The organism is Thermus brockianus (assembly GCF_001880325.1).
Classification (GTDB): domain Bacteria; phylum Deinococcota; class Deinococci; order Deinococcales; family Thermaceae; genus Thermus; species Thermus brockianus.
Genome location: NZ_CP016312.1, coordinates 1,835,155 through 1,854,262, shown reverse-complemented (window position 1 = coordinate 1,854,262; position 19,108 = coordinate 1,835,155). Strand labels below are relative to the sequence as shown.

Annotated in this window: 19 protein-coding genes and 1 pseudogene; 3 read left to right on the top strand and 17 right to left on the bottom strand. The window is 66.6% G+C overall.

Features of this window, described 5'->3' with window-relative positions:
• Positions 1 to 402: 402 nt before the first annotated feature.
• On the bottom strand, positions 403 to 1,338 hold the full coding sequence (locus tag A0O31_RS09955) for a transposase (RefSeq protein ID WP_071676838.1): 936 nt from the start codon (positions 1,336 to 1,338) through the stop codon (positions 403 to 405).
• On the opposite strand from A0O31_RS09955, the gene A0O31_RS13645 reads away from it, so the two are divergent.
• From A0O31_RS13645 to A0O31_RS09940, 3 genes are read left to right on the top strand one after another with little or no spacing between them, the layout of a single operon-like run.
• Positions 1,266 to 1,652 carry a VapC50 family PIN domain-containing toxin gene (locus tag A0O31_RS13645; protein ID WP_476756172.1) on the top strand — a complete coding sequence of 129 codons (387 nt, stop codon included), beginning with the start codon at positions 1,266 to 1,268 and terminating at the stop codon, positions 1,650 to 1,652. The two genes, A0O31_RS09955 and A0O31_RS13645, sit on opposite strands and share 73 nt — an antisense overlap.
• 22 nt (positions 1,653 to 1,674) lie before the next feature.
• The gene (locus A0O31_RS09945) at positions 1,675 to 2,115 is read left to right on the top strand and encodes a helix-turn-helix domain-containing protein (protein WP_237259000.1); all 441 of its coding nucleotides are present in this window, start codon (positions 1,675 to 1,677) and stop codon (positions 2,113 to 2,115) included.
• Positions 2,112 to 2,963, top strand: coding sequence for a patatin-like phospholipase family protein (locus tag A0O31_RS09940; protein WP_071677713.1), 852 nt, complete (start codon positions 2,112 to 2,114; stop codon positions 2,961 to 2,963). Before A0O31_RS09945 ends, A0O31_RS09940 begins: the two co-directional genes overlap by 4 nt.
• On the opposite strand, the gene A0O31_RS09935 is transcribed toward A0O31_RS09940, so the two are convergent.
• From A0O31_RS09935 to A0O31_RS09865, 16 genes and pseudogenes are all read right to left on the bottom strand, one after another.
• Complete coding sequence (locus tag A0O31_RS09935; protein ID WP_071677712.1) at positions 2,914 to 3,327, bottom strand: hypothetical protein; 414 nt, start codon at positions 3,325 to 3,327, stop codon at positions 2,914 to 2,916. The genes A0O31_RS09940 and A0O31_RS09935 overlap by 50 nt on opposite strands.
• 3 nt (positions 3,328 to 3,330) lie before the next feature.
• Positions 3,331 to 4,074 carry an amino acid ABC transporter ATP-binding protein gene (locus A0O31_RS09930; RefSeq protein WP_071677711.1) on the bottom strand — a complete coding sequence of 248 codons (744 nt, stop codon included), beginning with the start codon at positions 4,072 to 4,074 and terminating at the stop codon, positions 3,331 to 3,333.
• The gene (locus A0O31_RS09925) at positions 4,071 to 6,041 is read right to left on the bottom strand and encodes a TRAP transporter permease (RefSeq protein ID WP_071677710.1); all 1,971 of its coding nucleotides are present in this window, start codon (positions 6,039 to 6,041) and stop codon (positions 4,071 to 4,073) included. Before A0O31_RS09925 ends, A0O31_RS09930 begins: the two co-directional genes overlap by 4 nt.
• Before the next feature lie 73 nt (positions 6,042 to 6,114).
• On the bottom strand, positions 6,115 to 7,065 hold the full coding sequence (locus tag A0O31_RS09920; protein WP_071677709.1) for a TAXI family TRAP transporter solute-binding subunit: 951 nt from the start codon (positions 7,063 to 7,065) through the stop codon (positions 6,115 to 6,117).
• A gap of 61 nt (positions 7,066 to 7,126) precedes the next feature.
• Complete coding sequence (locus A0O31_RS09915) at positions 7,127 to 7,915, bottom strand: amino acid ABC transporter permease (protein ID WP_071677708.1); 789 nt, start codon at positions 7,913 to 7,915, stop codon at positions 7,127 to 7,129.
• A 48-nt stretch (positions 7,916 to 7,963) separates the two neighbouring features.
• Positions 7,964 to 8,728 carry an ABC transporter substrate-binding protein gene (locus A0O31_RS09910; RefSeq protein ID WP_071677707.1) on the bottom strand — a complete coding sequence of 255 codons (765 nt, stop codon included), beginning with the start codon at positions 8,726 to 8,728 and terminating at the stop codon, positions 7,964 to 7,966.
• 39 nt (positions 8,729 to 8,767) lie between these two features.
• Positions 8,768 to 11,224, bottom strand: coding sequence for an alpha-glucan family phosphorylase (gene glgP, locus A0O31_RS09905; RefSeq protein ID WP_152024432.1), 2,457 nt, complete (start codon positions 11,222 to 11,224; stop codon positions 8,768 to 8,770).
• A 20-nt stretch (positions 11,225 to 11,244) separates the two neighbouring features.
• The gene (locus A0O31_RS09900; RefSeq protein WP_071677705.1) at positions 11,245 to 12,717 is read right to left on the bottom strand and encodes a TrkH family potassium uptake protein; all 1,473 of its coding nucleotides are present in this window, start codon (positions 12,715 to 12,717) and stop codon (positions 11,245 to 11,247) included.
• Positions 12,689 to 14,026, bottom strand: a complete 1,338-nt coding sequence (gene trkA / locus A0O31_RS09895; RefSeq protein WP_071677704.1) for a Trk system potassium transporter TrkA — start codon at positions 14,024 to 14,026, stop codon at positions 12,689 to 12,691. The genes A0O31_RS09900 and trkA overlap by 29 nt, the downstream gene beginning before the upstream one ends.
• A 12-nt stretch (positions 14,027 to 14,038) precedes the next feature.
• Positions 14,039 to 15,343, bottom strand: coding sequence for a 30S ribosomal protein S12 methylthiotransferase RimO (gene rimO, locus A0O31_RS09890; protein WP_071677703.1), 1,305 nt, complete (start codon positions 15,341 to 15,343; stop codon positions 14,039 to 14,041).
• 61 nt (positions 15,344 to 15,404) lie between these two features.
• Entirely contained in the window at positions 15,405 to 15,959 is a 555-nt protein-coding gene (locus A0O31_RS13190) for a RodZ domain-containing protein (RefSeq protein WP_237258999.1), read from the bottom strand.
• Positions 15,932 to 16,267 carry a helix-turn-helix domain-containing protein gene (locus tag A0O31_RS13185; RefSeq protein WP_237258998.1) on the bottom strand — a complete coding sequence of 112 codons (336 nt, stop codon included), beginning with the start codon at positions 16,265 to 16,267 and terminating at the stop codon, positions 15,932 to 15,934. Before A0O31_RS13185 ends, A0O31_RS13190 begins: the two co-directional genes overlap by 28 nt.
• Before the next feature lie 4 nt (positions 16,268 to 16,271).
• Positions 16,272 to 17,116, bottom strand: a pseudogene (locus A0O31_RS09880) (pseudouridine-5'-phosphate glycosidase).
• 7 nt (positions 17,117 to 17,123) lie between these two features.
• The gene (locus A0O31_RS09875) at positions 17,124 to 17,882 is read right to left on the bottom strand and encodes a DUF4388 domain-containing protein (protein WP_071677702.1); all 759 of its coding nucleotides are present in this window, start codon (positions 17,880 to 17,882) and stop codon (positions 17,124 to 17,126) included.
• On the bottom strand, positions 17,858 to 18,646 hold the full coding sequence (locus tag A0O31_RS09870; protein ID WP_071677701.1) for a fructosamine kinase family protein: 789 nt from the start codon (positions 18,644 to 18,646) through the stop codon (positions 17,858 to 17,860). The genes A0O31_RS09875 and A0O31_RS09870 overlap by 25 nt, the downstream gene beginning before the upstream one ends.
• Entirely contained in the window at positions 18,609 to 19,094 is a 486-nt protein-coding gene (locus A0O31_RS09865) for a low molecular weight protein-tyrosine-phosphatase (protein WP_152024431.1), read from the bottom strand. Before A0O31_RS09865 ends, A0O31_RS09870 begins: the two co-directional genes overlap by 38 nt.
• Positions 19,095 to 19,108: the final 14 nt, after the last annotated feature.

Sequence of the window (19,108 nt, the reverse complement as noted above, 5' to 3'; positions counted from 1 at the left end):
ATGCTACCCCGCATCCTGTTCCTAGACGCTTGCGTCCTATACCCCACCCAAACGCGGGACCTCTTCATGAGGTTAGCCCTAGAAGGCCTAGTGCGGCTCAAGTGGAGCCAACGGGTACAGGAGGAGTGGATCCGAAATTTCCTACAGAAGCGGCCCGACCTAGGACCCGAACAGGTGGAGCGGATTAGGGCTATGCCGGCCAAAATGGAGGCGGCGTTGAAACCGCATGAACCCCTGGTGGAAGGCTATGAACACCTGGTGGCCAAGGTCCACCTTCCCGACGAGGACGACCGCCACGTGGTGGCCGCCGCCCATTGGGGAGGGGCAGAGGCCATCCTCACCTTTAATCTCCATGACTTTCCAGAAGAACCCCCTTTTCGGATATTCACCTGCGTACTCACCTCACGCCACCGCCCGCAACACCCGGGTGATGGGCAGACCCGCCTGCCCAAGAAGCTGGGCCACCACGCTCCAGGCCATCACCCAAGCTTCCACTTGCAGGGCCACCGCCTTCAGCCCCCGTACCCTCCCCACCGCCCCCACCAGCCCCATCGGCCCCTTCAGCAGACCAAAGACCGTCTCCAGCTCCCACCGCCGCCCCAAAAGCCTCCGGTACGCACCTCTCCCCCGCCGCCGCAGGTTCAAAAGCCGCCCCCTCCCCTTTGGCCTTCCCCGTCTCCGGTTATGCCCCGTCACCAGAAGCATCCCTCGCCTCCTCGTCAACCGAAAGTTGGCTTCCCCCTCGTAGGCCGCGTCCGCCACCACCACGGGGGGCTTCTCCCCAGGAAACCTCTCCACCCCCCAGAGCATCCCCCGCCCCACCGGGGAGTCGTGCCATGAGGCCGGGGTCACCCGTAGGGCCAGCACCTCCCCCGTGTCCAGGTCCACGAGGAGGTGGAGCTTGTACCCATAAACCCAGCCCCCATCCGAGCCCACGCCCCAAGCCGCCTCCCCATCCGACCTCTGGGCGGGGAGAAGGGTGGCGTCCATGGCCAGCACCCGCCTCCCCCGGCCCACCCGCTTCCCTCCCCGCAGGAGGGGCCAGGGTAGCTTCCGGCTCCGCTCGCTGAGGGTGGCAGAGGAGGGAACGCGCTCTAGACCGAGGCGCTTGCGGAGCCTAGGGTTGCGGGCCAGTTCCCGGCGCATGCGTTCGCTGGAGAAGCCCAGGAGGGCGCGGACCAGGTGGAAGAGAAAGAGGCTGAGGTCGGAGAAGGTCCTGGGCCTGCCGGGTTTTCTCTCCCCTTCTGGCAAGCGGGCTTGGAGCCATGCCTGGAGCAGGGGGACCAGTTCCTCCAGGGGCAGGGGTAGGATGGAAGGGGGCGTCTGGTGTTCTTCCACAGCTCACCAAGCGCCCCCTTTTCCTTTGGCTTGTCAAGGGGGTATGCATTGAATATCCGAAAGGGGGGTTTCCAGAAGAAGATTTGGCCCGTTTTGACCTCGTAGCCCTACACCCTGACGCATTCTTGATGGAACTAGCCGATGCTTTAATTCGGGAAAACGCCGTACCGGGGACCATCCTCAAGATCCTACGCAACCAGAGAGGTCAACTGCGGAACCCTCCATTAGAAGTGCCTGCGTTCCTGGAAAGCCTAAGAAAGGCGGGATTGACGGCGTTCGCTAGGCTCCTGCATGCGTTTGCTTCCGAGCTCTAGGGCTATTGCGTTTATTTCGTTTATGTGGTACGCTGTGAACACCATGAGCGGTGTGCTCTTTGCAACCCGAACTGCCCACGAAGAACTTCGCCGGTTCCGGGAGCGGTTAACCCCCGGAAAGGTCTTGCACCTGGAAGAGGTTTCCCTGGTCCTTACCCCCGAGCTCGCCCAGCTCCTGCAAGACCTCCTGGGGGCCCTCCTCAGAAATGAACCCGTGCGGGTTGTCCCCTTGGAGGCCGAGCTTACCACCAGCCAGGCGGCGGAACTCCTCGGGGTTTCCCGGCCCTATCTCGTTCGCCTTCTGGAAGAAGGGGAAATCCCCTACCGCAAGGTGGGGACCCATCGGCGGGTCCTGGCCAAGGACCTCCTGGCCTACCTAGAGGCGTCCAAGAAGAAAGGCCAAGACCTGCTCAACGAGCTCACCCGCGAGGGGCAGGAACTGGGGCTAGGCTATACGGAATGAGGGGCGTGGCCCTGGCCTTGGGCGGCGGGGGCGTACGGGGGTACGCCCACCTGGGGGTGCTGAGGGTTTTAGAGGAGGCCGGCATCCCCATCCGGGGCCTGGCGGGAAGCTCCGCCGGCGCCTTGGCCGCCTGCGCCTGGGCCTTCGGCCACCGGGACCCTTGGAAGGTGCACCAGGCGGTCTTTGACGAGGCCATAGCGGATCTACGGCGTGCGGGAAACCTCCGCCTCCTGGCCCGGCTCTTCTCCGCCCTCAGGCGGCAAGCGCTCGCGGATACCGCCCGGGTGGCGGAAGGCCTAAAGCGCCTCTTCGGGGACGCCCGCCTCGAGGAGAGCCCCATCCCCCTCGCCATCCAGGCGGCGGATCTCCTCACGGGGGAGGCGGTGGTCCTGCGGGAGGGCCCGGTGTGGCAAGCGGTCTTGGCCAGCGCCGCCATCCCCGGGCTCTTTCCCCCCGTGGAGTGGCAGGGGAGGCTCCTCGTGGACGGGGACGTGGCGGAAAAGGTCCCGGTGCGGGCGGCCAAGGCCCTCTTCCCCAAGGTGGTGGCGGTGGACGTGTCCAACCCGCCGCCCCAAGCGCCCCCAAAAACGGCCCTCGAGGCCGCCCTCCTGGCCGGGGAAGCGAGCCGCAGGCGGCTGAAGGCGCTGGCCCTCCAGGAAGCGGACCTCGTCCTCTCCCTGGACCCCCCCTTCCCCATAGACACCTTTGACCACGAGAGGCTTCCCCTGGTCTACGCGCTCGGGCAGCAGCGGGCCCAGGAAAGGCTTCGGGAGATCCAAGCCCTGGCCCGCCTCCGCCTCAAGGACCTCCCCCACCTCCTCCCCCTAAGGCCGCCTCGGCCCGCCTGAGGAGGAGGTAAAAGCCCATCCCTCCCAGGAGCCAAAGCCCTAGCCCCCAGGGCCTTAGGAGGAGCCCCATCACCCCCAGGAAGAAGGCCAAGGAGGCCCCAAACCCCGCCGCCACCAGGGGGGAAAGGGGGGTCTTTTCCCTTCGCGTCCTCTCCCCAAGCCAAAAGAACCACCCGCCCCCCACAAGGGCCAGGCCAAAGAGGAGGGGATGGTCCGCCCGGGGCAGAAAAGGGGAAAGAAGGAGGAGGGAAATGCCCTGCACACCCAAAAGGGAAAGGGCGTAGAGCCAAAGCCCCTTCCGCCGCTCGGGCCAAGGGGCCCGGGGGTCGGCCAAAGCCTTAAGGGCCCGAAACCACGTCTCCACGGGCTAGTGGTGCAGAACCCTTTCCAAGAAGGCCCGGGTCCTCTCCTCCTTGGGCCTTGTGAAGATCTCCTCCGGCCTCCCCTCCTCCACCACCTGCCCCCGGTCCATGAAGACCACCCGGTCCGCCACCTCCCGGGCAAACCCCATCTCGTGCGTCACCACCAACATGGTCATCCCACCCCGCGCCAGGTCCCGCATCACGTCCAACACCTCCCCCACCATCTCCGGGTCCAGGGCGCTCGTGGGCTCGTCAAAGAGCATCACCTTGGGCTCCATGGCCAAGGCCCGCGCGATGGCCACCCGTTGCTGCTGGCCCCCGGAAAGCTCCGCCGGGTACTTGCGCGCCTGGTCCAGGATCCCTACCCTTTCCAGAAGCTCCAGGGCCTTCTTTTCCGCCTTCTCCCTGGACCAGCCCCGCACCCGCATGGGCGCCAGGGTGATGTTCTCCAAGACCGTCATGTGGGGGAAGAGGTTGAACTGCTGGAAGACCATCCCCACCTCCCGCCGCACCTCCCTTAAGGCGCGCTCGTCCTTCACATTAAGCCCGTCCACCACCACCTCCCCCTCTTGGAAGTCCTCCAGGCGGTTGATGCAGCGGATCAGGGTGCTCTTCCCCGAGCCCGAGGGGCCGATGATGACGAGCTTCTCCCCCGGGGCCACCTCCAGGTCAATCCCCTTGAGCACGTGCAGGGAACCGAACCACTTCTGCAGGTTGCGGATGCGGATGATGGGTTCCACCGCCCTCATTTTCGCACCCGCTGGAGGAGATAGGTAAAGGCGAGAAGGCCAAGGCCCGCTAGGTCCGTCGGGAGGCCCGGCACCACCAGGGTCAAGGCAGCCCCCATAAGCAAGGCCCTCTCCAGGAGGTTGGTCCGCTTGTGCAGGAAGCCCACGAGGCTTGCGCTAAAGGCGGTCATGCCCAGGAGGGCGGTGAGGACGATCCAGACCCCCTCCAGGGGGCTTTCCACCCCGAGGAGGAGGAGCTTGGGGTTGAAGAAGAACATGTAGGCGAGAAGGGCGGTGCGAAGCTCATACACGAAGCCCTGGACCGCCGTTTTCCAGAAGTCGCTCTTGGCGATGGCGCTCGCCGCGTAGGCGGCCAGGGCCACGGGGGGCGTGGAGTCGGCCATGATGCCGAAGTAGAAGACGAACATGTGGGCGGCCACGGGGGGCACAGGGTAGCCCGCCTTTTCCGCCAGGGTGAGGACCACGGGCACCACCAAGGAGGCCATGACGATGTAGTTGGCCGTGGTGGGGAGGCCCATGCCCAAAAGGAGGCTTGTGAGCTGCGCCAGGATGAGGACCAGGACCAGGTTCCCCCCGGAAAGCCTCTCCACGATGTCCGTGAGGCCGAAGCCGATCCCGGTCATGGTGACGATGCCCACGATGACCCCGGCGCTGGCCGTGGCCAGGGCGATGCCCACCATGCCCCGAGCGCCCGCCTCGAGGCCCTCCACGAGCAGCCTCACCCCCCGCGCAAAGCCAAAGCCCAGGCCCGCCCCACCCCGCCAGGCCCGCCAAAGCTCCTGGAGGAGGATGAGGAGAACCATCAGGAAGAGGGTGTTCAAGGCCGCCCGCTCCGGGGTTAGCCGAAGCCCCACCAGGGCGTAGATGAGGTAGGCGAGGGGCAGGAGGTAGTGGGCCCCGGAGCGAAGGACGGGGGCCAGGGGCGGGAGCTCCGAGCGGGGCACCCCCTTTAGCCCCAGGCGCAGGGCCTCGATGTGGACGGTGATGAAAAGGGTGGCGTAGGCGAGCAGGGCGGGAACGAGGGCGATGAGGATGAGCTGGCTATAGGGGATACCCAAGAACTCCGCCATGATGAAGGCCGCCGCCCCCATGACGGGCGGCATGAGCTGGCCGTTGGAGGAGCTCGCCACCTCCACCGCCCCTGCCTTCTCCGGGGGGTAGCCCACCCGCTTCATCAGGGGAATGGTGAAGGTGCCGGTGGTGACCACGTTGGACACCGAGCTTCCCGAAACCACCCCCGTGAGGGCGCTCGCCACCACCGCCGCCTTGGCCGGCCCCCCGCGGAAATGGCCCAAGAGGCCATAGGCCACCTGGATGAAAAAGTGCCCCGCCCCCGCTTTCTCCAAAAGCGCCCCAAAAAGGACGAAGAGGAAGACGAAGGTGGCGGAAACCCCTAGGGGCACCCCCCAGATGCCCTCCGCCGTGGTGTAGAGCTGGCCCACCAGCTGCCCCCACTGGCTTCCCGCATGGAGCTGGAGCCAAGGGGGCAGGGTAAAGGGAAGGAGGCCCTTCGGCCCCGTGAGGGCGTAGAGGACGAAGGCCGAGGCGATGATGGGCAAGGCCGGCCCCACCACCCGCCAGGCGGCGAGGAAGAGCACCAAGAGGGTGAGGGTGCCAAAGGCCACGTCCCTTCCGCTCGGGATGCCACCCCGTAGCTGGGTGATGCCGTAGTAGTCCACCACCACGTAAAGGGCCCCCGCCACCCCCAAAAGGGCCAAGGCCCAGTCCAGAAGGGGAATGCGCTCCTTGGGCCCACGCCTTCCCGGGTAAGCCAAAAAGGCCAGGGCCAGGGCAAAGGCCAGGTGGACCGCCCGAAGGCGCATGGGGTCCAGGGTGCCCACCTCCGTGGCCCAAAGCTGGAAGAGGCTCCAGGCCACCCCTAGGCCCAAGAGGAGAAGGCGGCTTGCCCCTTTAGGGCGCCTTCCCCCTAGCTCGCTTTCCTCCACCAAAAGGTTGGCGTCCGTCATCCTCCCTCCTTTACCTCCTTCGCCACCAGGCAAAGGGGGCCCCAGGCGGGGCCCCCTGGGTGCGGCCCTCAGCCTACTTCAAGACGCCCACTTCCTTGTAAAAGCGCTCCGCCCCGGGGTGCAGGGGGATGGGCAGGCCCCTCACCGCCCTTTGCAGGCTAAAGAAGCGCTCCAGGTTGGGGTGGATCTTCTTGAAAGCCTCCTGGTTGCCGAAGACCGCCCTCATGAACCGGTACACGGTGTCGGCGGAGAGCTTCTCCGAGGCGATGAGCATGGCCTGGACCGCCACCGTGGGGGTGGTCACGTCCACACCCTTGTAGGTGCCGCCCGGGATGTTGAAGCCCACGTAGAAGGGGTACTGTTTGGCGATGGCCTGCACCTTGGCCAGGTCCACCGCCACCAGGGTGATGGGGGTGGTGAGGGCGAGCTGCTGGATGGCGCTTGCCCCCAAGCCCACCGTGTAGAAGAGGGCGTCCGCCCGCTTGTCCTGCATGAGCTGGATGCCCTGGGTGGCGCTCACCCGGATGGCCTGGCCCAGGTCCTCAAAGCGGAGGCCGTAGGCCTCGAGGACCTGCCGGGCGTTCTGCTCCGTGCCGGAGCCCACGTCCCCCACCACCACCCGCTTGCCCTTGAGGTCCGCCACCGTGCGGATGCCGGCATCGGCCCGGGCCACGATGTGGATCACCTCGGGGTAAAGGGCGGCCAGGGCCCGGATCCCCTTCACCGCCTTGCCCTCAAAGGCGGGGATGCAGCACCCCTGGTAGGCGTAGTAGGCGATGTCGTTTTGGGCCAAGGCCATCTCAAACTCCCCGGCGGCGATGGCGTTGATGTTGGCCACGCTGCCCCCGGTGGAGCGGGCGTTGGCCCTAATCCCCACGTTGGCGTCGTTTACCAGCTTGGCCATGCCGGTGGCCACGGGGAAGTAAACCCCGGTGGTGGAACCCGAGCCGATGGTGATAAACTCCTGGGCTAGACCCAGGCCCAGGAGGGCCATTCCCGCCAGCAACCAACGCGTTAAGCGCATATCCATGCACCTCCTTTAAGCCGAGGGCAGTATACCGGGGGTAGCTACCCCGCGGCAAGCCCTAGCGCGTGCGCACCCTTAGGCGCACCTCCAAACGGTTGGTAAAGGCGGTGAGCACCGTGGTGAGGAGGAGGTAGATGGCGGCCACCGCCAGGTAGACCTCCACCGGGCGAAAGGTGGCGGAGATGATCCTTTGCCCGGAAAGGGCCAGCTCGGTTAGCGCGATGGCGCTCGCCAAGGAGGAGTCCTTCAGGAGCGCCACCACGTTGTTCACCAAGGGGGGCACCACGATCCTTAAGGCCTGGGGCAGGACGACAAAGCGCATGGTGTCCGCCGGGGAAAGGCCCAAGGACCAGGCCGCCTCCCACTGCCCCTTGGGAATAGCCTGGATGCCCGCCCGCACCACCTCGGCGTTGTAGGCCCCCACGTTGAAGGAGAGGGCGATAAAGGCCGCCCAGTAAGGCGTGAGGGCCTGCTGCGCCCCAGGCCAAAGGGGCTGAAGCAAAAGGGGCAAGGCGTTGTAGGCGAAGAGGATCTGCACCAAGAGAGGGGTGCCCCGGGTGACCCAGATGTAAAAGGTGGCGGGAAGCCGCACCCAAGCCCGGGCGGAAAGCCGGAACATCCCAGCGAAGACGCCGATGACGAGGCCGGCCAGGCCCGAGATCAGGGTGAGCTTCAAGGTGATCTCCGCCCCCAAGGCCATGGCCTGGCTGGCGGAAGCCGCCCGCTCGGGACCAAAGCCCGTGAGGAGGAAGTACCGCTCTAGGGCATACCCTAAAAGGACGAAAAAGAGAACGTAGCCCCCAAGGAGGAGGGCCAGCACCAACGTGAGGCGAAGCCAAAGGGGCATAGGCAGAAGGAAAACCCAAGGGCGCTTGGCCCTTGGGTCACGTTCAGGCTACTTGCAGCGCACGTCCTCCCCAAACCACTTTTTGGAGATCTGGGCGTAGGTGCCGTCCTTCATCAGTTCGGCCAGGGCGTTGTTGAGGGCGTTCAAGACATTCCGGTTGCCCTTAGCCACCGCCATGGCCACCTTTTCCTGGAAGACCAGCTCACCCAGTTGCAGGGCGTTCTCCAGCTTCCTTTCCCTGATGGCCTCCTTGGCCACGAAGCGGTCGGTAATCCAGGCATCCAAGCGGCCCGCCAAGAGGTCCTGGAGCGCATCCGGGTCCTTCTGGTAGGTGCGCACCTGCTTGACCCCGGGGATCTTCTGCGCCGCCTCCATGTAGGTGGTGCCGATCTGCACCCCCACCACCTTGCCCTGGAGGTCCTTGGCCGTCTTAGGGCCTCCCTTCCGGCTCACGATGACCCCGCCCGTGCAGTAGTGGGGGTTGGTGAAGTCCACCGCCTTGGCCCTTTCCTCGGTGATGCCGTGGGAGGCGATGACAAAGTCAAAACGGCCCTGGTTGAGCTGGATGAGGAGGCTGTCAAAGGCCTGGGTGATCCAGACCGGCTTCAGCCCCAGCTTCTTGGCGATGGCGTTGCCCAGGTCAATCTCAAAACCGGTGAGCTGGTTTTTTTCGTCAAAGTAGTTGAACGGGGGGAAAGCCCCTTCCGTGCCGATGCGGATCTCCCCAGAGCGCCTAATCTGGTCCAGGCTCCGCACCTGGGCAAGCCCCAGGGAAAGCGCCAAAAGGCCCAAAAGCACAAGAAGTTTCTTCATCGCATACCTCCTTGCGTACACCGGAAGATTATAGCAAGCCTAGGCCCAGCGCACCCAACCCACCCGGCCGGTGATGGGGTGCTTTAGGGCGAGGCGTACCCCATAGGCGTAGCTGCCGGGGCGGGGCGGGCGGTAGGCCAAGCCGTAGCCCTCCCCCTCTGGCACCAAGGGCACCACCCAAAAGGCCCCATCCGCCCGGCGCACCACGAGCTCCACCCCCAAAAAGGGCCTCAAGGCCTCCGGCACCTCCCCCTCCACCCAGGCCCGCACCCGCATGGGGGTGCCGTTGAGGGTGAGGTCCCCCGGTACCTCCACCTTCAGCCCCAGGTTGAAGAAGCGGGGCAGGGCTTCGTGGAAGGCCTTAAGGGCTTCCGCCTCCAGGGCGGTACGCTCGGACCAGGCCTTCCCCGTTTGGTAAAGCGCCTTATACTCCGCCACCATGCGGGCGGCGCTGAACCGGGGCCCCACGGTACGGAGGCTCTCGTGGACCATGGAAAGCCAGCCGGAGGAGTACCCTTCGGACCCCACGGCGTAGAAGAGGGGAAGGACCTCGGACTCCAGGACGTCGTAAAGGGCCTGGGCGTCCGCCATGTCCTGGGCCTCCTCGCTCTCGTAGGTGCGCTCGTCCCCGATGGCGAAGCCGTTTTTGCCATTATAGGCCTCGGCCCACCAGCCGTCCAACACGCTCAGGTTGAGGGCCCCGTTCAGGGCGGCCTTCATGCCGCTCGTCCCCGAGGCCTCCAGGGGACGCCGGGGCGTGTTGAGCCAGACGTCCGAGCCGTGGACCAGGACGCGGGCGAGGTACATATCGTAGTCCTCCAGGACCACCATGCGGTCCTCGAGGCCCAGTTCCCGTATCCTCGCCACCAACTCCTGCAGGTACGCCTTTCCCGGCTCGTCCTTGGGGTGGGCCTTGCCGGCGAAGACGAACTGGACCGGATAGGGTCCCCGCACGATTTTGAGAAGCCTCTCGGGGTCCTTGAAGAGGAGGACGGCCCGCTTGTAGGTGGCGAACCGGCGGGCGAAGCCGATGGTGAGGGCCTCGGGGTCCAAGGCCCTCTCCGCCTCGCGCAGGCGGCTTGGGCTTTCCCCGTTGCGGCGACGTTGCTCGTAAAGCCTCCGCCGCACCTCCCGCACCAGGTCGCCCCGAAGCTCTTGGTGGATGCGCCAAAACGCCTCCCCTAGCCCCTCCACCTTCCAGGTGGCGGGGTCCTCCGGGCGCTTGAGCCATTCGGGGCCAAACACCTCGGCGTAATGGCGGCGGAGGCGGGGATGCAGGAAGGTCCAGGTGTGCACCCCGTTGGTCACGTGGCCGATGGGCACCTCCTCGGGTAGAAGTTCCGGCCACAGGTGGTGGAACATCCGGCGGGAAACCTCCCCGTGAAGGCGGGAGACCCCGTTGGCCTGGGCGCTGGTGGAAAGGGCCAGGTTGGACATGGAGAAAACCTTGCCCCAAGGCTTTTCCTCTAGGCCAAGGGCCAAAAGCGCCTCCCACCCCACCCCAAGCCCGTCAAAGAAGCCCCCCAGGTAACGCTCCACCAGGTCCAGGGGGAAGGCGTCGTGCCCGGCGGGCACGGGGGTATGGGTGGTGAAAAGCGCTCCAGCCCGGACCCTTTCCAAGGCCACAGGGAAAGGATGTCCCTCCAAAAAGTGTTCCCGAAGCCTTTCCAACCCCAGAAAAGCGGAGTGGCCCTCGTTCATGTGGAAGACCTGGGGCGAAAGGCCCAGGGCGCGCAGGAGCCTCACCCCCCCAATCCCCAGGACCATCTCCTGCAAAAGGCGCATCTCCAAACCCGGGGCGTAAAGCCTGGCGGTGATGGCCCGGTCCTCGGGGGCGTTTTCCGGCAGGTTGGCGGTAAGGAGGTAGACGGGCACCGCCCCCACCTGGACCCGGTAAGCCCCAAGGAGAAGGCTCCTTCCCGGCAGGTCCAGCCCCACCCTTAGGGGCCGCCCTTCGGGGTCTTGGACGGGAAGAAGCGGAAGCTCCTCGGGGTGCAAGGGCTCGTACACCTCCACCTGGGCCCCTTCGGGGGAAAGGCGCTGGTGGAAGTACCCCTCGTGGTAAAAGATCCCCACCCCCACCAGGTCCAGGCCCTGGTCGCTTGCCGCCTTGATGTGGTCCCCGGCCAAAACCCCAAGCCCCCCAGAGTAGATGGGCAGGGAGCTGTGGAAGCCGTACTCGGCGGAGAAGTAGGCCACGCTGGGGCCCTGCTTGGCCCGCCTCTCCTCCAGGTAGCGGCGCAGGGCGCCCACCACCGCCTCCACCCGGGCCGGGTAGCTGGTGCCGGAGAGGGCCTCGAGGCGGGCCGGGTCCACCTCCAAGAGGAGCTTCACGGGGTTGCCCCGGAAGCGCTTCCAGAGCAAAGGATCTATTTCTTGGAATAGCTCCGCCGCCTCCGGGTTCCAGCTCCACCAAAGGTTATACGCAAGCTCCCTCAAGCCCTGCAGGGGCCCCGGGAGCACGGGCATGGCGGTGATATGGCCTAGGGTCCTCACGGGGGGAGATTATACCCAAACTAGCGGAGCCTTTGCCAAAGTTCCGGGCTAAAGAGGAGGACCACGGGCAGAATCTCTATGCGTCCGGCCCACATCTGGAAGACCAGGACCAGTTTAGACAGCGGGGTAAGCTCCGCATACGAACCCATGGGCCCCACGGGACCAAGCCCTGGGCCGATGTTGCCGATGGCTTGGGCGCTGGCGGTGAAGGCCACCACGAAGTCGCCTTCCAAGAGGGCCAAGGCCAAGGCCCCCAGACCGAAAAGCACGGTGTAGAGGAAGACGAAAACGGAAACCTGCCGCAGGGCCTCCTCCGGCACCACCCGCACCCCCAAGCGCAAGGGCAGGACCGCTTGCGGGTGCAGGGTGCGGGTAACCTCCCGGCGCAACAGCCCAAACAGGAGAAGCCAGCGCACCACCTTGACGCCCCCCGCCCCCGAGCCGGCGCTTCCCCCGATGAACATCAAGAAGACCAGGAGGGCCTGGGCGGGAACCACCCACTGAGCGAAGTCCACGCTGGCGAAACCCGTGGTGGTGAGGATAGAAACCACCTGGAAAAAAGCGTGGCGGAGGCTCGCTTCCAGCCCATACAGGTGGTGGGTGTAGAGGTAAAGGGCGAGGAGGGCCCCGAAAAGGAAAACGATGCCCACATAGGCGCGGAACTCGGCGTCCCGAAGAAGGGGCTTCACCTCCCGGCCGAATAAAAGCCGGTACTGCAAGAGGAAGTTCACCCCCGCCAAAAACATGAAAAGGGTGCCCAGCCACTGAGCCAGGGGGGTATAGGCGGCAAAGCTTTGGGGGTTCGGGCTAAACCCCCCGGCGGGGATGGTGGTGAGGGCATTGGCCAAGGCCTCGTAAAGGGGTACACCCGCCCCCAGGTAGGCGAGGAAGGCAAGCCCCGTAAGGAGCAAGTACACCTTGAGCACCGCCATGGCCGTGTGCCGAAGCCTGGGGGTCAGGCGGTCCTTCTCTACCCCCGTGCTCTCAGCAAAGAAGGCCTGGCGCCCCGCCACCTGGAGCTGGGGAAAAATCACCAAGAAAAGCACCACGATGCCGATGCCCCCCATCCACTGGGTCAGGGCACGCCATAGGAAAAGGCTTTGCCCAAACTGGCCGAAATCGGCGAGGACCGTGGCCCCGGTGGTGGTGAAGCCGGAAACCGATTCAAAGAGGGCGTCCAGATAGCTAAGCCCCCCGGAAACCCAGTAGGGCACCGCCCCCAAGGCGGGCACCAGGATCCAAAGCAGGGCCACGCTGGCGAAGACCTCGGCCCTGCGGGGCTGGGCCTGGGGATGGCCCATGGCCTGAAAGGCTCTACCCAAAACAGCCCCCAGAAGCGCCCCCAGGGCGAAACCCCGGGCATCCTCCCCAAGGAGGAAGGCCAAGAGGGCGAAGAGGAAGAGGAGGCCCCCCATTCCCTGGTAGGTGAGCCCAAGGAGGTAAAGGCTAGAGCGGAAGCCCGACTTAGCGGGCGATGCGGGCCACGGCTTCATCCGCCACCTCCCGGGCCGCCACCAAGAAGAGCCGATCCCCAGGGAGGGCCGACAGGTCCTCCCGGTAAAGCATCACCCGGTGATCCCGTTCCAACGCCACGGGAACCACCTGGGGCTCGGCCAGGGCCTTAAGGGGTCTCGGGCGGAAGTCTCCAGGAAGCTCCACCTCCAGGAGCTCTATGTTCTCGTCCATGGTGGAAACATGCTCCACGTTCTCCGGTCCCAGGAAGTCCAACACCGCCCGCACCGCCGCCTGGCGGGGCGTGAGGGGGAGGTCAATCCCCACCTGTTCAAAGAGCCTGCGGGTTTCCGAACGGGAAACCCGGGTGATGACCTTGCCCACCCCAAGCTGCTTGGCAAGGAGGGAGGCGAGGAGGTTTTTCTCGTCGTTGTCCGTCACCGCCACCACCACGTCTGCCTCCTGCATCCCCTCCGCCTCTAAAAGCTCCAGGTCCGTGCCGTCCCCCTGGATCACCAACGCCCCGGGAAGCTCCTGGGAAAGCCACTCGCACCGCTCCCGGTTGGGTTCAATGATGACCACCTCCAGCCGCCTGCGCAAAAGCTCCTGGGCCACCATAAAGCCCACGTTCCCCCCGCCCAAGACCATGACCCGCCTCACCCCCCGACCCGTGGCGAAGCAGGCCTCCAGCTCGGGGAAGGCCCTCAAGGTGGTGACGAAGAGGAGTTTATCCCCAGGCTCCAGCACGAGCTCAGGGAAGTCCGGATGGGCGAAGCTGAGGAAAGCCCCATCCCGCACCACCCCTACCACCAAGACCCCTTCGGGCCAGGCTTCCTCCACCAGGAGGCGGTGGACGTAGGGCCCCCCTTCCTTCACCCGGTACTCCACAAAGCGAAGCCTTCCCCCGGCCAGGAATTCCGTGTCCACCGCCCCAGGGACCAGGATCACCTCCACGATCTCCCGGGCCATGGCCCTTTGCGGCCAGAGCACCTTGTCAATGCGGGTGCCGAGGATTTCCGCCGTGCGGGGATCGGCCAAAACCTCCACGTACCCCCCTTTGCCCACAAAGCAAAGGGTTTCCTTCGCCCCAAGGCCCTTGGCCAGGAGGGAGGCGAGGAGGTTCACCTCGTCGGAATCGGTGCTGGCGATGAAGAGGTCCGCCCGGTCCACGCCCGCTTCCCTTAGGGTGTCGGGGTCCGTGGCCCCACCCACCACCACCTTCACGTCCAGGTGAGCGAGGCGCTCCTTGGCCTGGGGGTTCCGGTCAATGACCACCACCTCGTGGGCCTTCTCCAGGGTACGGGCCAGCTCCCCGCCCACCTCCCCGCCCCCAGCGATGACGATGTACATACCGCCCCTATCCTAAACCTGGACGCCGTAGAGGTCGTAGGTGTCGGCCCGGGTCACCCTGGCCTGGATCCTCTCCCCCACCCGCACCGTACCGTCCGTTTCCACGTAGATCACCCCGTCAATGCCGGGGGAGTCGCGGTAGGTGCGGCCTATGGCGAGGCCCGGTTCGGGAAGCTCGTCCACCAGGACCTCTAGCGTCTTTCCCACAAGGCGCCGGTTCTTGCGCAGGCTCACCTTGGCCTGGAGCTCCATAAGCCTCGCCTTCCTCTCCTCCTTCACCTCCTCGGGCACGTGGCCGTCCAGGGCATTGGCCTCCGCCCCCTCCACCGGGGAGTAGGTGAAGACCCCCACGCGGTCCAGCTCCGCCTCCTCCAGGAAGTCCAGGAGGACCTGGAAGTCCTCCTCCGTTTCCCCGGGAAAGCCCACGATGAAGGTGGAGCGAAGGGCGAGTTCCGGCACCACCTCCCGCCAGGCCTTCAGGGTCTGGAGGTGGCTTTGGTACCCCCCTGGCCGGCGCATGCGCCGCAGGATGCGCTCGGAGGCGTGTTGCAAGGGAACGTCCAGGTAAGGGAGGACCTTTCCCTCGGCCATGAGGGGAAGGAGGTCCCGCACGTGGGGGTAAGGGTAGACGTAGTGGAGCCGGATCCAGGCGCCCAGCTCGGCCATGTGGGCGAGGAGGTCCTTAAGCTCCGCCCGCACCAGGCGGTCGCCCCAGAAGCTCGCCCGGTGGCCCAGATCCACCCCATAGGCGGAAAGGTCCTGGGCGATGAGGAGGAGCTCCTTGGTGCCCGTGGCCACAAGCCTCGCCGCCTCGGCCAGGACCTCGGCGGCGTCCCGGGAGCGAAGCCTTCCACGGAGCTTGGGGATGATGCAGAAGCTACACCGGTGGTCGCACCCTTCGGAAAGCTTGAGGTAGGCGTAGTGCTTGGGGGTAAGCTTCACCTGGGGCGGCACCAGGTCCAAGAAGGGGTCCCGGGGAGGGGGCAAGACCCTTTCCACCGCTTCCAAGACCTCCTCCACCTCCCCTGGCCCCGTGACCGCCAAGACCTCCGGGTGGCGCTCGCGGATCACCTCCGGCCGCGCCCCCAGGCACCCCGTCACGATGACCCGGCCGTTCTCCTTGAGCGCCTCCCCGATGGCCTCGAGGCTCTCCTCCACCGCGGGGGTGATGAAGCCGCAGGTGTTGACGATGACCACCTCGGCCTCCTCGTAGGTGGGGCTCGTCTCGTAGCCTAAAGCTTTGAGCCGGGAGAGGATCTGCTCGGAATCCACCAAAGCCTTGGGGCAACCCAGGCTCACGAAGCCAATCTTCGCCATAGCGCTCCTTGGGGCCTACCCCCAACAAGGTTGCAGTATAGCGAAAACCGGAAGGCCCCGCCTAGGGGAAACTCCGGGTAAGGGGCTTGCCCGGCTCCCCCATAAGCCCCAAATCCTTCCCGTCCAGGAGGACCCGCACCCCCCCGGGGTTCCCAGCCCGCACCTCCACGGGGAGGTCAAAGCTAAGCTCCGTGCCCACCTCGGGGATGCCTTCATAAAGCCGTTTTTCCCCTTGGGTCACCCGAAGCCAACTCCTACCCTCTAGCCGGAGCACGAGCTTTCCCGCCTGCGCCGAAGGAGCCGGGGCAGGGGAAGGCGCCTGGGGAAGGGGTGTAAGCCGCACGTTCAGGGAGAGGTGCCGGTCCAGGGCGATCTCCTCCTCCCACGGGGCGTAGCCGGGGAGCTCCACCCGCAAAACCCGCCTCCCCCCCTCCAAGGGCGGGGTCACCAAGGGGGTCTGGCCCAGGTAAAAGCCGTCCAGGTAAACCCGGGCCCCCGGGGGCTCGCTCCCCACCCGGAGGGTGTAGCGCAGGGGCTCAGGGGGCTTCGGGGGTTCCGGCACGGCCACCACCTGCGTGGGGGCGGGCCTCAGGAGGAGGTAAGCCCCATAGCCCAAAGCCCCAAGGCCCAAAAGGAGAAAGAGCCACAGGGCCCAAGGCCGCCCCCTGCGCTGGGGGGCGGGGGCGGCTCTAGGGTAGGGGCCTTGGGGTAAAGGGCGAGAAGGGGCTCGGGGTCCAGGCCCAAAAGCCGGGCATAGCGCCTTAGGTACCCGCGGGCCAGGGCCGGCTCGGGAAGCTCCGCAAAGCGGCAGGCCTCGAGGGCCTCCAAAACCCCCACCTTCAGGGAAAGCCGCTCCGCCGCCTCCTTGAGGCTTAGGCCCCTTTCCTCCCGCGCCCGCCTAAGCCTTTCCCCCAGCTCGCACACAGGCCTATTCTAGCTCGGCAAGGGCCCGGGCCACCTGGGCCGCCAGGCGGGCGTTTTCCAAGAGGAGGCGCCGGTTCACCCGGTCCGTTTCCCCCTGGGAAAGCTCGGAAAGCCGCCTTAAGAGGTAGGGGGTGAGGGCCTTGCCATAGACCCCTTCCCGGGCCGCTTGGTGGCTCGCCTCCTCCACCCACGCCGCCACCCGTTCATAGGGGATTCCCTCGGAAACGGGGTTTACCAACAAAACCGCCCCCAAGCCCAGCGCCTTGGCCTTCCGGTACACCTGGGCCGCCTCCAGGGGGCTTTCCACCCGGGCGGGCACCGGGTAGGGGGAAACGGGAGAGAAGAAGGCGGGTAGGCGGTCCGTGCGGTAGCCCACCACGCTCACCCCTAGGGTCTCCAGCCGCTCCAGGGTGGCCCTCAGGTCCAGGATGGCCTTGGGCCCGGAGGCCACCACCAGGATGGGGGTGCGGGCCAGGGCCACGAGGTCGGCGCTCTCGTCGTGGGGCTCGGGGTGCACCCCCCCGATACCCCCGTGGCGAAGACCTCTATCCCGTGGCGGTGGGCCAGGTGGACCGTGGCCGCCACCGTGGTGCCGGCGCTTTTCCCCTTAACGAGGAGGGCCGCCAGGTTCCAAAGGCTCGCCTTCTCCGCCCCGCCTTGGGCGAGGCGCTCCATCTCCTCCGGGCTAAGGCCCACCCGCACCTCCCCATCCAGCAAGGCGATGGTGCGCGGGTTTGCCCCCTCTTCCCGCACCGCCCCCTCCAAGGCCTGGGCCACCTCCAGGTTCAGGGGATAGGGCAGGCCGTGGGTGAGGAGGGCGGATTCCAAAGCCACCAAGGCTTCCCGCATGGGGCCACTATACCTCGGGCCAGACCAGGACCTCTTCCCCCACCTTGAGCCCGTGGAAGAGGAGGAGCTCGGGGGCAAGGCGCAGCTCCACCCCAAGCCCCTCCGCCCCTTCCACGGGCAAAACCGCTTCCTTTGCCCCCTTGACCCGCACGTGGGTAAAGGCGCCGTAGTGGGCCCGCCAGGCCTTTAGGAGGAGGGCTTCCACCTGGGCGCCCCGCTTCCCCAAGGTGACCTGAAGCCGGGCGGTGCGGGGTACCCGGGGCGAAACCTCCACCAGGCGGAGCCGGGCCAGGTGGCCGAAGCGCTTTAGCACCTCCTCCAGGGGCCTCGAGGGCCCCACCAGGTCCAAGGGGCTCTTGCCCTGGCCCAGGTCCTCCAGGAGGGCGAGCTCCACCGGGTCCAGGGTGGCCCCCACCGCCCCGAGCCGAGGGGAGGGGCGGACCAGGTCAAAGGGGCCCACCTCCACCCTCTCGTCCAGGGTGCGGATGGCCTCCAGGAGGTAGGCCTCCAAGGGGCCCGAAAGGGTGGTGAGGGGGGCCCTGCCCCCCAGGTGGAAGCGGAAACGCCCCTCCCTCAGGGCGAGCACCTCCAAAAGGGCCTCCCGGCCCACCCGGCCCAGGAAGGCGGCGTGCACGGGGCGGCCCCGCTCCAGGTAGACCTCCCCCACCCCACCCGGGGTTTCCACCTGGAAAAGCCCCGTCCTGCCCCCCTGGGCCAGGAGTTGCAGGAGGTCAATGGGGCCTAAGAGGCGGAAATCGCCTTCCATAGCGCCCCCAGGTAGCCTTGGCCAAAGAAGTGCACGTGGGCGAGCAGGTAGTACACCTGGTACCGGGGCAGGGCCCTTGCCACCGCCTCGGGCACCGGGTACAGGGCCTCGTAGGCCCGCCAGAAGGCGGGAGGGAAGCCCCCGAAAAGCCGCATCATGGCCAGGTCCACCCCCCTCTCCCCCACGAAGAAGGAGGGGTCCAGAAGGGCCGGCCCCCCTTGGGCGAAGTGGACGTTTCCGTGCCAAAGGTCCCCGTGGAGGGGAGCGGGGCCTTCCGTGGGGAGAGGGTCCTGGAAAAGGGCCTCCACCTGGGGCCCAAGCCCCTCGAGGCGCTCCCAGGTGGCCTTTAGGAAGGGTTCAATGCACCGCAGGAAGAAAAACTCCGTCCACTCCCCCCCTTGGCGCCCGGGAAGGGGAAAGGTGCCCAGGAAGCCAGGCTCGGCCCAATACGCCGCCTCCCTTTGCCGGTGCAGGTGGGCAAGCATGGCGGCAAGGCCCTCCCAGTCCTCCTTCCCCGGCGCCAGGTACGCCAGCACCAGCCCCTCCTCGGCCACGTGGAGCACCGGGGGCACCCGCACCCCCCTTTTCCCCAGCTCGGCAAGCCCCCGGGCCTCGGCGGCGAAAAGGCCCGGTGGGGGGTTTTCCGCCAGCTTCACCACATAAGGCCCCACCCGCCACACCCGGGCGATATCCCCCCCGTGGAGGGGGACGGGAAGGGCCTTTGCCTCAAGCCCCGCCCGCCGGAGAAGCGCCCTTGGGTCCATGGGCCTCCAGAAAGGCCTTGCAGGCCGCCTCCACCGTCCAGTAGGCCTCGAGGCAGTCCTGGTCGTCCCCGTAGTAGGGGTCCTTCACCTCGCCCCCGCCCAGGTAGTCCAAAAGGAGCCGCACCTTGCCCCGGGCCTCGGGGAAGCGCCTTAGGACCTCGGCCAGGTTCTCCCGGTCCATGACCAGGATGTGGTCGTAGTAGAGGGCGTCCTCCCGGGTCATGGCCCGGGCCACGTGGGGGAAGTAAGCCCCTTCCGCCTCCAGCACCCGCCTGGCCCTTGGGTCCATGGGTTCCCCGGCGTGCCAAGCCCCGGTGCCGGCGGAGTCCACCTCAAAGTGGGCCTCGAGGCCCCGCTCCCTCAACAGTTTGCGAAAAGCCCCTTCCGCCAAGGGGCTTCGGCAGATGTTGCCCAAGCAGACGAAGAGCACGCGCGTGGGCCGCTCCATACCCTCCATCATAG